Below are 15,945 nucleotides of genomic sequence, written 5' to 3' on the forward strand. Positions count from 1 at the left end.
TTAGATTGATTTGATATTAATTATAATTTTGAGAATGTAACTCCGCCATATTCGGAGTTGATGTTAATATTATTTTGACTATTGGCATTTCCGTAATATCCTTCATAATACTTATCTGAAGATTCGATACGTTTTTTTGTGATTTCTAGATCATCTTCACCACTGAGGCCAGCATACTCTAAGGAAATATTAAAAGTGAAATTATAGGTGCTATTATACCCTATTTTGATACCTGTGAAATCACTTTGAATCACCACATCACCAGCACTAGGGGCAAGTTCGTTGATTCGCAAGGAACCATAGCTTGTATTTAAGTTGACATCGCCTTGAATGGTTTCAAAGGTTGTGGATAAAAAATCCCCTCTTCCTGTGAGTTTGCCAACAATTTCTGCCTGTAATTTGCCATAATCACATACATAGTTAAGGTCTTGTACTTCGCCAAATTCACTTTTGGTATGATCTGCGTTTAGTTCTATTTTATCGGCTTTTTCTAAATTGAAACTAGAATAATCTGCGGTAATACGCCCACTTTTCATATACTCGATGCTTACGTTGTGGGTGTTGTCAAAGTTGAGACTATTATCATCACCTAATAACTTCCCAATCGTAAATTGCCCATAGTCACAGCTTATTTTTGCGTTGCCTTGAATCTCGTTGATAGTGATCCCTCCGTAGTCGTTACTAATGTCAATATCGTTGGTTAAAGGTACTTTAATTTCATAACGGATCTCCATATTCACATTACTACTTTTCCAGCTTTTCCACCAAGAGCGTCCGCCTCCTCTATCAAATTTTGTAGTCGCACTCACAAAACTAGCGCTCCCATTAAAATCAACTTCAATCTCATCGAGCTTCTCTTGTACTCTTTCTTCGTTATTACCATTGGTTTTAATGAAGACTTCAATGACTGTTTTGTTTTGATTCCAAGAGATAATATTTACGTTTCCATAACTATTGTCTATTTTTAAGCGAGCATCTGGGTTGACCGTAAATTCTTTTTTGACTTTCTTCTCTTTGGTGTACTGTCCTTTAAACCCATTGTATGCCAATGCAACGGTAGGAATTGCGAGCAGAATAAAGAATAAGGTATATATTTTTGTTTTCATAATATGGGTGTGATTAGGTCTTCTATAGTGTAGAAGGACGTAATTCATTTAATTTTTTTATGGCGTCTATGTGTTCAAGTACTTGTTGTAATAAGTCTATTCTGTTTTGAAAATTACTAATCATCGCATAAATAACTCTCTTATCTTGACCACTTGTAGCGAGATCATTTTTTAATTTGTCATAATCTGTTTCAAGGGTTTTGAGCCTTTTGATAGCATCATCTACAATAGCTTGTGTTTCTGGGGTGGCTTGTTTATTAATTTCAAATAACTCTTTTTCTATTGTTTGTGTAAAAAACTGTTGGGTTTGTTCCATTTCTGGAGATACCTCGGCAAGTTCTCTTCCTTCAGGTAGTGTATTTCGTGTAAGCACAACCATACAAATCAGTGCGATACTAGCTGCTACGGCTAGGGATTTCCACCAGTTGAATTTACGTACGGGAACTTCCTTAGTTTGTGGTACGCTTTGCAATTTTTCTAAAAATCGCGCTTTATGATCTTTACTTGGTTCTTGAACACTAAGTTGCCCTTCTAGGCGCTCAAATAGTTGTTCTATGTCGTCCTTCTTCATAATCGTTTAATTTTTTTCGTAAACTGTCTTTTGCTCTAGAAACAACCGTTCTGCAATTGGCATAGCTTACATTTAATATGGTACTCATCTCTTCATAATCATACCCTTCGATGAGGTGAAGGGAGAGTGCTTGTCTATAATTGTCTTTTAGACTATCCATCGCTTTGATAACCTGTTGTGCTTTTACCTGACTTAAATCGGTTTCGGTAATACCTTCGGTATCATCTTCAATGCGGTATAAATGATCTTCTATAGGCGTCTCATCTAATTTTTTGATACGTTGATAGCTATTTAAACTTTTATTGACCACAATTCGTTTTAACCAGCTCCCAAAAGTCGCTTCTCCTTTAAAGCTGTCTAGTTTTGTAAATGCATTAAGAAACGCTTCTTGCATGACATCTTCGGCTTCGGCGGTATCTTTTACAATGTGCAGGGCTGTGTTGTACATCGCTTTGTAGTAACGGTTGTAGACTTCCAGCTGTGCACTTTGCTGTCCTTGTTTACACAAAGGAATAAGATCTGTAATATCGCGATTGGTTAACGTCACTTGGTGGTTTTGGTTACTTCTGTTATAAAGATGCGTCCTTTTTTGGTTTGTTACACTTTCGTGAAAAAATATTTTGAATGTATTGTAGTTAGTTTACTTTATGGATAATAAAACTATTGGTTTTCTTACTATTAATGGTCGTTCATGCCTGTTTTTCTTATGTTTTAGAATGTTATTCTTATGAAATAATATATTGAGAATGGCTGAATCTCTTTTCGCGAAAGCATAAAAAAAAGATATATAAGAAGAGAAAATATACTTTTTGAAATAATAAGGGGTATGGAACCTTAGGGCAACCCATGAACCCTATACTTCGATCCAATGGTCGAGATGTTAAGCCGAAGATCCCGCTAGATACTGAAACAAGTTCAGTAAACAGCGGGATTAGCCTTCCTGCCGGCATAGGTAGGTTCAACTAACTATTTTGAATTCGCCTTTCGGACTTTTCAAAATAGCGTTTCACTAATAAACTGGCACAAGAATTGACTTCTATATAGTAGAAACAGCATATATAGGTAGCTTTGCGCCTTCAGAAATGTAATATGCTGATAATTAATCAAAAAAATAAAGAAGCCACCCGATCAGAAATGTGACATAGTGGCGTATATAAAATATGGCAAAACCAAAATTTACAACCCTTGACAGATTGTCATTGCAAGAGATAGATGGAGATGCAGAGTTAATTCCTTTAATGACTCCAGAAGACGAAGAAGCGATTAATAGAGAAGAACTTCCTGATAGTATTCCAATTTTACCGTTGCGTAACATGGTACTTTTTCCTGGTGTTGTCATTCCTATTTCGGCAGGAAGAGATACGTCTATCAAATTGATAGATGAGGCCAATAAAGGCAGTAAGATTGTAGGTGTCGTGGCTCAAAAAGATGAAGAGGTCGAAAACCCTACGGCGGATGATATTCATAAAGTGGGTGTCGTAGCTCGTATTTTACGTGTCCTTAAAATGCCTGATGGTAATGTGACGGTCATCATTCAAGGAAAAAAACGTTTTGAAATCACTGAAGTGACTTCTGAAAAACCGTATATGATGGCGCGTATTGCTGAGTATCCAGAAAAGCGTCCTTCAGGAACGAATAAAGAGTTTAAAGCAGTCATCGATTCTATACGAGACCTGTCTTTACAAATTATTCAAGATTCTCCTAATATTCCATCAGAGGCTTCTTTTGCCATTAAGAATATTGAGAGTAATTCTTTTTTAATCAATTTTGTGAGTTCTAACATGAATCTTACAGTTGCAGAAAAGCAACAGTTACTAGAAGTAAATGATCTTCACAAAAGAGCTTTGGAAACCCTTAAATTTATGGATATGGAGCGCCAGAAATTGGAGCTTAAAATCGATATTCAGAGTAAGGTGCAAAGTGATATGAGTCAGCAACAGCGTGAGTATTTCTTACATCAACAAATGAAAACCATTCAAGAAGAACTTGGAGGGGTTTCTTCTGAAGATGAGATAGAAGAAATGCGTATTCGTTCTAAAGACAAGAAATGGGATGAAAAAGTTGGAAAGCATTTTCAGAAAGAACTTGCGAAGATGCAGCGCATGAATCCGCAAGTAGCGGAGTATAGCATACAGCGTAACTATTTAGATTTATTCCTAGATTTACCTTGGAACGAGTTTAGTAAAGACAAGTTTGATTTAAAACGCGCTAAAAAAATATTGGATCGCGATCATTACGGACTAGACGATGTAAAACGCCGTATCATAGAATACCTAGCCGTTTTAAAACTACGTAATGATATGAAGTCGCCTATTTTGTGTCTATATGGACCTCCTGGTGTTGGAAAAACATCTTTAGGGAAATCTATAGCAGAAGCGCTAGGAAGAGAGTATGTGCGTATGAGCTTAGGAGGTATGCGAGATGAAGCTGAGATTCGTGGTCATCGTAAAACGTATATTGGTGCTATGCCGGGACGTATCATCCAAAGCCTTAAAAAAGCAGGTACCAGTAATCCTGTATTTGTTCTAGATGAGATCGATAAATTAAGTGCAGGAAATCAAGGAGATCCATCATCGGCTTTATTAGAAGTACTAGACCCAGAACAAAATAGTGATTTTCATGATAACTTCTTAGAAATGGGGTTTGACCTTTCTAAAGTCATGTTTATTGCTACGTCAAATAGCTTAAATACCATTCAACCTGCATTATTAGATCGTATGGAGATCATTAATGTAACGGGATACACTATTGAGGAAAAGGTAGAAATCGCAAAGCGTCATTTATTACCAAAGCAAATTAAAGAGCATGGAATGAATGATACGCAGATTAAAATAGCAAAGCCTCAATTAGAAAAAATTGTAGAAGGATATACAAGAGAATCCGGTGTACGTGGTCTTGAAAAGCAAATTGCAAAAATGGTACGCTATGGCGCAAAAAACATCGCGATGGAAGAGGAGTATAACGTCAAAGTCACTAACGAGGATATCATTGAAGTACTCGGTGCTCCTCGATTAGAGCGTGATAAGTATGAAAATAATGAGGTAGCAGGCGTGGTCACAGGACTAGCATGGACTAGAGTAGGCGGTGACATCCTGTTTATTGAATCGGCCTTGTCTAAAGGGAAAGGGCTTTTGACTATCACAGGGAATCTAGGAAAAGTGATGAAAGAAAGTGCTACAATTGCGATGGAGTATATCAAAGCAAATGCAGAAGCACTAGGACTTAATCCTGAGATTTTTGACAGTTATAACGTACACATTCACGTACCAGAAGGAGCAACTCCCAAAGATGGTCCGAGTGCTGGTATTACCATGTTAACTTCTCTCGTGTCTTTATTTACACAACGTAAGGTAAAGAAAAGCCTAGCTATGACAGGTGAGATAACCTTAAGAGGAAAAGTACTCCCCGTTGGAGGAATCAAAGAGAAAATTCTTGCAGCAAAACGTGCAAAAATAAAAGAGATTCTTTTGTGTGAGCAAAACCGTAGAGATATAGAAGAGATCAAAGCAGAGTATCTCAAAGGATTAACATTTCACTATGTAAAAGATATGAGTGAAGTTTTAGAACTAGCACTCACAAAACAGAAGGTAAAAAACGCAAAAAAGCTTTAAATTTTAGTAGATTAAAAAACAAAAGGGCGAGAATATATTCTCGTCCTTTATATTTTATGCTCCTGTCAAAATATATTATACTTGTACGCGTTTTGTGATAGTACCTAATACATCTCAAAAATGACATAGTGTACAAAGACTAGAATGAGTCGCATGCAGAAATACTTATTTTTCGTATTATTTTTTACAGTTACCTTTTGTGATGCGCAATTAGGAGGTCGGGCGACGTATCAGTTTCTTAATTTAACAACTTCTCCTAGGCAAGCAGCATTGGGCGGTAAAGTCATTACTAATTATGATTATGATCCCGATTCTGCACTCTTTAATCCGGCTACGATTAACTACAGAATGGACAATCAGTTGTCTGTAAATTATGTGAATTATCTGGCAGATATTAATTATGGTACAGCAAGTTATGCCTATTTATGGGATAGACGAACCCAAGTAATTCATGCAGGGATTACCTATATTAATTACGGAACTTTTGATGGAAGAGACGAAAACGGAAATCCAACAGGAGATTTTGGGGGTGGTGAAGCCGCCTTATCGCTTGGTTATGCGACTAATATCGCTCGTACAGATTTTCATGTAGGTGCCAATGTAAAATTGATTACTTCCAAATTAGAACAGTTTACATCTGCGGGCGTAGCGGTAGATCTTGGATTTATTTATAATTATGAGAAATGGGACCTCAATGTTGCCGCTGTGGTACGTAATCTCGGAACTCAAATTACACCGTATGTAGATACCTTTGAAAAACTACCCCTAGAAATAGACGCTGGAATTTCTCAAATCGTACCCAATGTACCAGTACGATGGCATCTTACTTTTGAAAACCTCCAACTATGGAATATTGCGTTTGAGAATGAAGCACGAGGCATCACAGATCTTGATGGGAATACCACAGGCGAAGAAATCGGTTTTTTAGATAATGTTATCCGGCATACGATTGTTGGGGTTGAGTTATTTCCAAGAAGCGGTTTTAATATTAGATTAGGCTATAACTTTAGACGTAGTGAAGAATTACGTATTATTAATCAGCGGAGTTTTGCAGGAATTAGCGCGGGGATTGGCATCAAGATTAATAAGATCCGTTTTAACTATGCCTACGCGCGTTTTAATAGTGCAGCCGCAAGTAGCTTGTTTGGGTTGAATATTGATTTGCAGTAAGATAGATTGTAAATTTTGTTTCCCAACAAGAATCGTAAGTATAAGTAACTACACTCCCCTCCGTCTGTATTTCGTTCCTCAATACATCCACCTCCCCTCGCTGAGGTGAGGAGCTTTTGTTTGTAGTTCTCTATTGCATGGTAGTCAATCTATGTCAGGAGTAAAAAATACAAGTTCCAAATCTCAAAAAAATAATTTTTAGCATCCAGCATCCAGCATCCAGCATCCAGCATCCAGCATCCAGCATCCAGCATCCAGCATCCAGTATAACTTTATACTTTACACTTTCTAAATCTAAATCTAAATCTAAATCTAAATCTAAATTTCACTTTCAGTTTCGATTTTCAAGGATTCGCTTCCCAATAAAAAATCACATATTATTTCATCCCTACCGTTCTAATTTCTACTTTCGTGTTTTTAAATCTCACTTTCGTGAAAATCACCATTGCCATAGACGGATATTCATCCACAGGAAAAAGTACAGTTGCCAAGCAACTCGCGGACTGGCTTGAATATATTTACGTAGACACAGGTGCGATGTATCGCGCGGTAACACTCTATGCCATGCGTGAAGGACTCATAAGTGATGGTTTTTTTGACAAAGAATCCTTGATTAAAAAATTAGATGAGGTAGAGATCACTTTCGTGAAAAACTCCTCAACCGGAAAAGCAGATGTCTGCTTGAACGGAGAAAACGTCGAATCGTATATCAGAACACTTGAGGTGTCTTCTTTTGTCAGCCCTATTGCAACCGTCTCTGAAGTTCGCGCTAAATTAGTAGAACAACAACAGCGTATGGGCGAAGCTAAGGGAATTGTTATGGATGGTCGGGACATAGGAACGGTTGTGTTTCCTAACGCCGAACTTAAAATATTTATGACGGCTAGCGCTGAAGAACGCGCAAAAAGACGTTATAACGAACTCCTAGAACGTGGGGATGCCGTTACCTACGAATCTGTGTTGAGCAATGTGATAGAACGTGATACCATAGACACTACTCGTGAAGATTCTCCCTTAGTAAAAGCAGCAGACGCTATAGAAATTGACAACACAGAAACCAATGTAGAAGATCAGTTTCATACGATCCTACAGCTTGCTAAAGACCGTATAGCAAAGCGTATTTAGTCAGTAGCTGTTGGCTATTAATCGTTAGCTGTTAGTTGGTTGTACGTTTAATTTTAAAATGGACAATCTATATTAGGGACATATAATCAATAATCAGCAATCGTTAATCAAGTTATTCTAGTCTAATTTCCGTTCGTATACTAGCATCTGTGTCATAGAAGAGTGTAAACGGAAAGTTATATCCTTTACAACGTGCAAAACGCTAATAGCCAATTGCTAAAGACCAATAGCTGAGAAATTACAACTCAGGTCGTACCCCAATACTCTTAAAAAGTTTTGCTTTTGTCTTTAAGAAACTATTCTGAAGTTTATTCTGCTTTAAATACGAATCAATCAGACTTCGCTCTCTAGAATTCACTAAGAAAATAGAACTTTCTCCTACTTCAAATTTACGCTCCTCTCCAGAGAGTAATACTTGATAATTTGTGACAATATCTGCTATAAGTGTATTTTGTTTCGTGTAGGATTCTAATTCTTGATAAATGGCCTTCACGTCATTTTGAATCATTAATTCTGTTGTAATAAGATCCAATTCTGTATTCTGAATTTTAAGCTTAGATAGTTTTAGATCACCTCGTTCTTTTCTTAAAAATAATGGAAAACTAAAGTTCACTCCTCCTTTATACTGATTGGCCAAAAAGCTATTTCCTATGTCAGGAGTTTCTGTTAAGAAATTATATTCCAATTTTAATTTAGGAAGTAACTTGTTTGCTTTTAGACTTCGGTCTACTTGAAGCGCTTCAAGTTTAAGATTGAGCGATTGTAGTTTAGGATGATTCGCTATAGTAAATGTCTCAAGTGATTGCCCAGCAATTTGTAGAGAGATATCTATTTCGCTTACAATATTTAAGTTAGGAATCACATTTTCTTCCAATTCTAATGGTGTGTCATCAGTGAGCCATAAAAAGTTAGAGAGTCGCATCCCAGCATTGAATAAGGTTACTTTTGCTTGTTCAAAACTTAATTGTCTGTCTTGTAACGATATTAATGCCTCGGTGGCATCTATTTGGGCGCTTTCGCCCACTTCTACATTTTTTTGAATTCCTTCGTAACGTAAGGTGGCATTAGCCACAAATTGCTCAATAGTAATGGCATCTTGGTAGGCTTGTAACCAATTAAAATACGCGAGGGAGGCGTCGTAAATCACTTGATTGAGAAGTAAATCACGATCTGCTTGTGTTTGTTGCCTAAAAAATTTTGCTTTGCGTAGGGTAGCCATACGTTCATTAATCCAAAATCCTTGTCCTATGTCCACAGAAATTCCCGCAGCAAATAGACCGTCATCAGGTACAAAGTTTTGATCATTTAAGAAAACCCCTTCATTACGCTCAAAACCTGCTTTTAACTCGACACCATACCAAGTAGGGATTTTAAGTTTTGCATCAAAAAGGTCATAATACTCAAGATCTTTAAAATCTTTGCGTTCGTAGTCTGCCACTAGTTTCGGATCAAATCCTCCACGAGCTCTCAGAACTTCCGCTTGTCCTTCGGTGAGGACTAAGCCTGCCTGTTTTACAAGTGGATGAAACTGTTTTACGTAGCCTAGATATTCTTCAAAGCCTAATATTTTTTCAGCTTTTGGGAGTGGGGTTGTTTGCGCTCCTGCCTGTCGTGCTATGTTTTGAGCACTAGCGGCAGACAGGTTCGCGAAAGCGGATCCTAAAAGAAATAAAGCCGTATACAAAAATAGTTTCATCATTTTGATGCTGTCTTTTTGGTTGCTGAATCGGGTTGATAATAATTAGGGGGAAATCCATTGAGTTGTCGCCAAAGTTCGAACCAGATAGGAACATCATCTAGCAATGCAATAGAGCGTGCCCCTGAGCCAGCACGTAATGCTTCTGGCCATGGTTCTTCATCGGGATCTGGTGCAATTAATAACCTGTATTTTCCATTATCACTTATAAAGGTTTCTACCGCTACAATTTTTCCTCCATAAGTTCCTGTAGACACATTGGGCCACCCACTAAAAATAATAGCTGGCCATCCATCAAATTGAATACGAACGTCACTTCCCTTATTAGCAAGTGGTAAGTCTATAGGGTTGATAAACATTTCTACTGCTAAATCTGCATTGTCAGGCATGATATTTATAAGTTCGTCACCTTCTTTAAATGTTTCTCCTACACCTGCTTTTATAGCTTTGTTGATGTACCCACTCTGCGGCGCACGGACATAATAAAGACTATTACGTATCTGATAATTAGTGAGTGAGTTTTCTAATTTTGTCACTTGCGCTTCTGCGTCAAAACCGCTAGAGGACGCTGTAAATTTATCACTTTGTGCTTTAGAAATCTTATCTACATACTCTGCTTGTGTGCGGGTAATCTCTACCTGTGCGTTGAGAACATTGTTTTTGCTTGTAAGTAACTTATTTTTTTGAGAAATTAATTTAGCCTGAGTTTCCTGCAATTTTAGTCGTTTGTCCTCTACATCTTTGGTCGCTTTCAAACCTTCAACTTGTAACTGCTCTGTACGTTCATATTGACGTTCGGCAATAGTAAGATTGGTTTTGGCAGCTTCTAGATCTATACTATCGCTTTGCACTTTTAATTTTGCCTGTAACAATTTATTACGTGCTTGCTCTAGTTTGAGTAGACGTTCTTGTTGTAAAGCGACCACTTGATTATTTAGTGCATTAACCTTTCCTTGGTAGGCAGTTACCGAACCAGATTTTGCTTTTATTTGTTGTTCTGTTCGGGGAATTAAATTAGGATCAAAATAATCATCTTTAATCTCAGAAATATGCATAATGGTATCTCCTTTTTCTACAAAATCACCTTCTTGTACATACCATTTTTCTATTCGTCCTGGTATTTGAGATTGCACAGTAGTGGCACGTTGTTCTGGTCTTAAGGTTGTTAAGTATCCGCTTCCTGTAATATTTTGTGTCCAAGGAAGGAAAAGAATAATAAGCCCTATGATGGAAAATGTGATTAAAAATTGATTAAAATGTTTGTAATGCTTTTTGTGCATTACCTTCGTTACCGCCTTATATTTTTTTAGGTCTACGGTCTTATTGAGTTTATTTTCGGTAATATTAAGCATGATTAATCTTTTTTAATGATAGATCCGTTTTCTACTATAATATGGTTGTGACAAAATTGTTTCCATTTAGGATTTTGACTTACAACGAGAAGGGTCCAGGCGTGTTCTTTTCCAGCTAAAAACTTTATAAGAGTATCTGCTTCGTTTTCGCTAAAGTGATCTAGTGGATCTTTTAAAATGAGTAATTTTGGTTTTCTGATAATACTACGTGCTAGCACAATCTTCTTGGTAATGGTATAAGGAATTTGTTTTCCTTCTGGATAAATCATCGTTTGAAGACCATTTTCTTGACTTTTTACAAAATCAGAAAGACCTGTTTTTTCTACCGCCCAATCAATTTGTTTTTCTGAGATAGAATCGTCTCCGAAGGTAATATTTTCTTTAAGCGTACCTTCAAAGGGAGACTCTTCATTTAAAGATTGTCCTACATACGATCTATAATGATTTAAATGGATGCTTCTTAATGATCTTTCATTTATAAATATAGTACCCGTTGTGGGTTCAAAAATACCAGCGATAAGACGCAATAAAGTAGTTTTACCTGAGCCTTGCGGACCTTGAATGATATAGTTTTGACCTGGTTTAAGTATTAAAGAAACATCTTTTATAATGTGTTTATAGCTTACGTTTTTTAGTTCGACTAAAAGCGGTGTGTTCTCATCTAATGGACGGTCTCCATCTTGGGGTTCTAACTCTTTATCTACCACTTGGCCTATTTTTTCAAGGGAAGTAAGGACATCATATACAGATTCTAGTCCTGTAATGAGTTTTTCTACTGAGCTAATTACCAGTAGAATGATAATTTCTGCAGCAACAAACTGACCAATATTCATTTGTTGATTTAAAACGAGAATACCACCTATAAGTAATAATCCAGCAGTAACGAGTACTTTAAAACCAATCATTTGCATAAATTGGAGCACAAGGATTTTAAAGTGGCTTTCACGAGCGCGTAGGTATTCTAAGACCAATTTATCATTTTTTTCAAGTGCGTGTGAAGTCTGTCCAGAAAGCTTAAAACTGGTAATAGTTCTTGCTATTTCTTGAATCCAATGCGCTACTTTATATTTTTGTTTTGACTCATCTAGACTCGTATCTAATCCTTTCTGGGCTGTAAACTTAAAAACTAAGTATACTAAAAAGATCAAAAGTACTCCATATATGATAAAGAATGGATGGTAGAGAGACAGTAATAATAACCCAAATACTATTTGTAGTATAGCTGCAGGGAAATCAATAAGGATTTTAGGTAAACTTTTTTGAATGGTTAGCGTATCAAAAAAACGATTGGCTAATTCTGGTGGATAGAAATTACTAAGTTCACTCATTTTTATTTTAGGAAATCTATACGCAAACTCAAAAGAGGAGCGCATAAATAATTTTTGCTGTACATTCTCCAAAATACGCATTTGCATCAGTTGTAATGCACCCACAAAAATAGTCCCTATCGTTACTAAAACGACGAGTACAATCCATGAGGTACTCATTTGCGCCCCTTGGATAAGATTGATGATAGCTTGTATTCCTAAGGGTAAAGACAAGCTGACTAACCCTGCAAAAATGGCATAAAAAATAATCTGTTTTATATCCTTTCGGTCTAACTGTAATAGACCTGTAAGACGTTGGGTGGCTGTAAGAACAGTTTTTGCCATGTTATCTTAAATTTAATGTGTTGTAAACTAGATGAGTAAAATAATCTGTAGGAGATACGGTATCCCCACAATCTGTAATAGAGGTAAAGTGTTCCTTTAAAAAGTGTTGGTGTAAGGTTCCTTCCAAAACGGTACTAGCAAGACTCGCAGGATATGGATAGTTGGGATTCACGTCTTGTATGATTTCGCGTAAGCGTGTCACCAACCGTTTATATATCAAAAAATAGCCTTCTTTGTTTTCAGTATCTACTTCTTTGGTAAGGTAGGATTTTGAATACTCGCTGATGATAATTTTACTTAGCAGCACCTCATTAATATGTGAAAAATTAGAATCTTCTTGTACGACTTGTGTGACAACCTCTAGCGCCTGTTGCAATTTTTGTTTTGGATCACTTAAAGCTGCCGTAGAAAAAACTAGTCGATATTCTGTCCATCCCCAATACCAGTTGGTAAGATATAACAGTAACATATGTTTATTTTCAAAATAACGGTAAATCGAACTTTCATTAGAGCCGATCTGGCTTCCTAGCTTTTTAAAGGTAAATTCTTCAAAACCTAATTGGTCTATAAGGGTGATACTGTTTTGAACAATACGCTTTCCTAAGCTGGAAGATTCTGGATCCTTGACATAGAGTTTTTCAGGGACACTAATCTTTAAATTTAAAAGAAGTCGTTGCATGTTTTGATGTAATTGATTTCAAATTTAATAGTAATACTATTACTATTAAATAGTTTAACTCGCTTTTAACGTGTGCAACACCTTTTTTTAATTAATTTATGATCAGTAATTTTTAAAACCATTGGGTATGATGTTATTAAATGTAGTCGCTCATAATGCAGCACAAGCAAAAGAAATTGCAGTGTATTTGCTTGAAAATAAATTTATTACTCAAGCATCTATAGGAGAAAAAGAGATGTACGAACTCAATGAAAATCATGAGTTACAAGGGGCAAAACAGTTTATTATTAAAGGAATTTCTAAAGCATTACTTTTTGATACAATTAACAAGAAAATAAGGGATAAGTACTCAAAACAGATGCCTACACTATTTGCTGAACCCCTTATCTATATCGATTCTGAGCAAAATAAAGAGTTTTTAGATCGAATCGTGAAGGTGTGATATTGATCCAGTAATTAAGTGGTTTATTGTCTTTTAATAAATTTAAGAACAGCTTCTGTGTAGGCATCACCGCCAACTTCAAAAAGATCATAATGATTGGCTCCCTGTACGGGATAAAATATTTTATCTTTTGTTTTTAGGTTGTCAAACAACGCTTTTCCATACTCGAATTTGATGTTTGGATCCTCAGTGCCATGAGCTATAAAAATGGATTGTTCGATGTTTTTTACAGCATCTATGGGACGCACTTTTGAAGGGTCAAATTTTCCAATCTCACCAGCTCGACTTAGTGCATAGTTGCATATAGATTGAAGTCCAATTCCAAAAGAATATCGTTTTTGATAATCATTTACAATAGTTTTAAGATCTGTAAAAGTACTTTCTATCACACCGAAGTTTAATCGAGGCTCCATAGCAAGTGCTTGTAAGGCAACGGTACCTCCCATAGAATTGCCCCAAACCCCTAGAGGTATATCAGGATATCGCTCTTTCACTTTACTTACAATCACAGATACATCTTCTTTTTCGTAAAATCCATAGGATATATAGTTTCCATCACTTTCACCATGACCACGCGCATCATAAACAACAGATGCTATTTGTTGATCTGCGAGTGATTTGGCGAGTTCGTAAAAATGCTCTTTTCCTCCACCGATACCATGTAGTAATAACATAATACTTTTAGGTGGATTGTTTTTTGGCGTCACCCAGTAGCCTTTTAATTGTATACTGTCGTTAATTTTAAAGGATGCTTTTTCTGCTTTTAAACCTAGTTCGGAGGGAAGTTGAGTAGAAGGTTGTTTATGACGCGATATGATGGCGTAGGGTAATACCTGATGGGTTATAAAGAATACAGCAATGCTCACGGTGACCAAAAGCATTGCTGCAATTTTACGTTTTCTATATTTTTTTGCCATGTCAAAATTTGATGTATGCTATCACATTAGACTATTTTTTGTGTATTGAGTTACAAAAAAATGCACAATAATAGTAGATAAGGTCTCGCTAGGATTTAATGTTCCACAAAAAGTAAGCCTCTTCAAAAGTTAATTTTATAAATAAACAGAAGAAAATTCATAACATTTTGTATATTAACACATTAAGAATGTAAAATAATAAATTTATTATGAAAAAAAAGCACATTAAAACGTTAGGACTAAAAAAAGTAACCATTACCAACCTACAGTCTTCCCGTATTGAGGGAGGGGTTCAGAATAATTATACAAGAGCGAATTGTGAAAGATCCCAACCGGCATCTATTTGTCATTGTCATACCGTTATTTCTGATTAGAATTTTCTGTAAAGTAAAAGCAAAAGAGGCTGTTTTAGATACATCTGAAACAGCCTCTTTTATGGGTATAAACGAAGTTTTTATTCTTCTTCATCATCAGAAGATTCCATCGTGTGGAATACATTCTGAACATCGTCATCTTCTTCTATTTTTTCTAATAGTTTATTGACATCTTCTTCTTGCTCTGGCGTTAATTTTTTAGTAACTTGAGGCATGCGGTCAAACCCAGACGATATAATCTCAATACCCCGTTCTTCTAACGCTCCTTGGATTGCACCAAAGCTTTCAAATTCTCCATATATATGAATACCTTCTTCATCTTGAAAAACCTCATTAGCGCCATAGTCTATAAACTCAAGTTCTATTTCTTCTACGTCTAGTCCTTCTGCGTTTACACAAAAATTGCAGGTATGGTCAAACATAAAAACAACAGATCCAGAGGTGCCTAAGCTTCCATCACATTTATTAAAATAGGATCGGACGTTGGCAACAGTACGTGTATTATTGTCTGTAGCTGTTTCTACAAGAATCGCAATACCATGCGGTGCATATCCTTCAAAAATCACTTCTTTATAATCGCCTTGACTTTTATCTGAAGCGCGCTTTATGGCACGCTCCACATTGTCTTTAGGCATATTTACAGATTTGGCGTTTTGAATAACAGCGCGCAATCTGGAGTTGCTATCAGGATCAGGACCGCCTTCTTTTACAGCCATTACGATGTCTTTCCCGATACGTGTAAACGCTTTTGACATAGCGCTCCAGCGTTTCATTTTACGTGCTTTTCTAAATTCAAATGCTCTTCCCATACATACTTTTTATTTCTGGCTGTAAAAATAATAAAAACTAAGACTTTTCAAAGAATCTAGGCATTGAGAATATCTTCAATGGCAGCGGCTAAGTCAAAATCTTTTTCGGTGACTCCTCCAGCATCATGGGTAGAAAGAGAGATAGATAACTCATTATACACATTACTCCAATCCGGATGGTGTTGTAAACGCTCTGCTTCAAAAGCAATGCGTGTCATGGTAGAAAATACTTCTCTAAAATTCTCAAATTCCAAAGTAGTATGAATCGCATTGTCTTCATATTCCCAATCTGGAAAATCTTCTAAACGGTCGTTAATCTGTGCTTTTGTAAGTGGCTTCATAGCGCTTGTGTTTTTACTAGGTTATTGAATGATTTAACTCGTATCTAAGTGCTTAAATACTGAAACTCTAATGTACGTAATTTCGCTTTCGCGAAAGCGT

The 15,945-nt window shown here is 36.4% G+C and carries 15 protein-coding genes; 5 read left to right on the forward strand and 10 right to left on the reverse strand.

The window, feature by feature from the left end; all coding sequences use genetic code 11:
• Window positions 1–20: 20 nt before the first annotated feature.
• The 3 genes from ACFO3O_RS10550 to ACFO3O_RS10560 are packed head-to-tail and all read right to left on the reverse strand — an operon-like array spanning window position 21 to window position 2,224.
• Window positions 21–1,106 (reverse strand): hypothetical protein, encoded by a 1,086-nt coding sequence (locus tag ACFO3O_RS10550; RefSeq protein WP_379978570.1) that lies wholly within the window; start codon window positions 1,104–1,106, stop codon window positions 21–23.
• A gap of 22 nt (window positions 1,107–1,128) precedes the next feature.
• Complete coding sequence (locus ACFO3O_RS10555) at window positions 1,129–1,677, reverse strand: hypothetical protein (RefSeq protein WP_379978571.1); 549 nt, start codon at window positions 1,675–1,677, stop codon at window positions 1,129–1,131.
• Window positions 1,646–2,224 carry an RNA polymerase sigma factor gene (locus ACFO3O_RS10560; RefSeq protein WP_379978572.1) on the reverse strand — a complete coding sequence of 193 codons (579 nt, stop codon included), beginning with the start codon at window positions 2,222–2,224 and terminating at the stop codon, window positions 1,646–1,648. The genes ACFO3O_RS10555 and ACFO3O_RS10560 overlap by 32 nt, the downstream gene beginning before the upstream one ends.
• Window positions 2,225–2,837: 613 nt before the next feature.
• On the opposite strand from ACFO3O_RS10560, the gene lon reads away from it, so the two are divergent.
• The 3 genes from lon to cmk all read left to right on the forward strand — a co-directional run bounded on the left by lon (window position 2,838) and on the right by cmk (window position 7,583).
• On the forward strand, window positions 2,838–5,288 hold the full coding sequence (gene lon / locus ACFO3O_RS10565; protein ID WP_379978573.1) for an endopeptidase La: 2,451 nt from the start codon (window positions 2,838–2,840) through the stop codon (window positions 5,286–5,288).
• Between the two features lie 153 nt (window positions 5,289–5,441).
• Window positions 5,442–6,458 (forward strand): type IX secretion system protein PorQ, encoded by a 1,017-nt coding sequence (gene porQ / locus ACFO3O_RS10570; RefSeq protein ID WP_379978609.1) that lies wholly within the window; start codon window positions 5,442–5,444, stop codon window positions 6,456–6,458.
• Between the two features lie 432 nt (window positions 6,459–6,890).
• Window positions 6,891–7,583, forward strand: a complete 693-nt coding sequence (cmk, locus tag ACFO3O_RS10575) for a (d)CMP kinase (protein WP_379978574.1) — start codon at window positions 6,891–6,893, stop codon at window positions 7,581–7,583.
• A gap of 238 nt (window positions 7,584–7,821) precedes the next feature.
• Here cmk and ACFO3O_RS10580 read toward each other — a convergent pair whose 3' ends face one another.
• From ACFO3O_RS10580 to ACFO3O_RS10595, 4 genes are read right to left on the reverse strand one after another with little or no spacing between them, the layout of a single operon-like run.
• Window positions 7,822–9,282, reverse strand: coding sequence for a TolC family protein (locus ACFO3O_RS10580; RefSeq protein ID WP_379978575.1), 1,461 nt, complete (start codon window positions 9,280–9,282; stop codon window positions 7,822–7,824).
• Window positions 9,279–10,631, reverse strand: a complete 1,353-nt coding sequence (locus tag ACFO3O_RS10585) for an HlyD family secretion protein (RefSeq protein WP_379978576.1) — start codon at window positions 10,629–10,631, stop codon at window positions 9,279–9,281. Before ACFO3O_RS10585 ends, ACFO3O_RS10580 begins: the two co-directional genes overlap by 4 nt.
• A gap of 2 nt (window positions 10,632–10,633) precedes the next feature.
• Window positions 10,634–12,283 carry a peptidase domain-containing ABC transporter gene (locus tag ACFO3O_RS10590; protein ID WP_379978577.1) on the reverse strand — a complete coding sequence of 550 codons (1,650 nt, stop codon included), beginning with the start codon at window positions 12,281–12,283 and terminating at the stop codon, window positions 10,634–10,636.
• A gap of 1 nt (window position 12,284) precedes the next feature.
• Window positions 12,285–12,962 carry a TetR/AcrR family transcriptional regulator gene (locus tag ACFO3O_RS10595; RefSeq protein ID WP_379978578.1) on the reverse strand — a complete coding sequence of 226 codons (678 nt, stop codon included), beginning with the start codon at window positions 12,960–12,962 and terminating at the stop codon, window positions 12,285–12,287.
• Window positions 12,963–13,089: 127 nt separating this feature from the next.
• Between ACFO3O_RS10595 and ACFO3O_RS10600 the strand changes: the two genes are divergently transcribed.
• Entirely contained in the window at window positions 13,090–13,404 is a 315-nt protein-coding gene (locus ACFO3O_RS10600; RefSeq protein WP_379978579.1) for a hypothetical protein, read from the forward strand.
• Window positions 13,405–13,427: 23 nt separating this feature from the next.
• On the opposite strand, the gene ACFO3O_RS10605 is transcribed toward ACFO3O_RS10600, so the two are convergent.
• The gene (locus ACFO3O_RS10605; RefSeq protein ID WP_379978580.1) at window positions 13,428–14,321 is read right to left on the reverse strand and encodes an alpha/beta hydrolase; all 894 of its coding nucleotides are present in this window, start codon (window positions 14,319–14,321) and stop codon (window positions 13,428–13,430) included.
• A gap of 209 nt (window positions 14,322–14,530) precedes the next feature.
• Here ACFO3O_RS10605 and ACFO3O_RS10610 point away from each other — a divergent pair, with 209 nt between their 5' ends.
• Window positions 14,531–14,695 (forward strand): hypothetical protein, encoded by a 165-nt coding sequence (locus ACFO3O_RS10610; protein WP_379978581.1) that lies wholly within the window; start codon window positions 14,531–14,533, stop codon window positions 14,693–14,695.
• A gap of 80 nt (window positions 14,696–14,775) precedes the next feature.
• On the opposite strand, the gene ACFO3O_RS10615 is transcribed toward ACFO3O_RS10610, so the two are convergent.
• The gene (locus tag ACFO3O_RS10615) at window positions 14,776–15,504 is read right to left on the reverse strand and encodes a YebC/PmpR family DNA-binding transcriptional regulator (RefSeq protein WP_379978582.1); all 729 of its coding nucleotides are present in this window, start codon (window positions 15,502–15,504) and stop codon (window positions 14,776–14,778) included.
• A 56-nt stretch (window positions 15,505–15,560) separates the two neighbouring features.
• Entirely contained in the window at window positions 15,561–15,845 is a 285-nt protein-coding gene (locus tag ACFO3O_RS10620) for a 4a-hydroxytetrahydrobiopterin dehydratase (RefSeq protein WP_379978583.1), read from the reverse strand.
• Between the last annotated feature and the right edge of the window lie 100 nt (window positions 15,846–15,945).

It is taken from the genome of Dokdonia ponticola (assembly GCF_042653865.1).
GTDB lineage: Bacteria > Bacteroidota > Bacteroidia > Flavobacteriales > Flavobacteriaceae > Dokdonia > Dokdonia ponticola.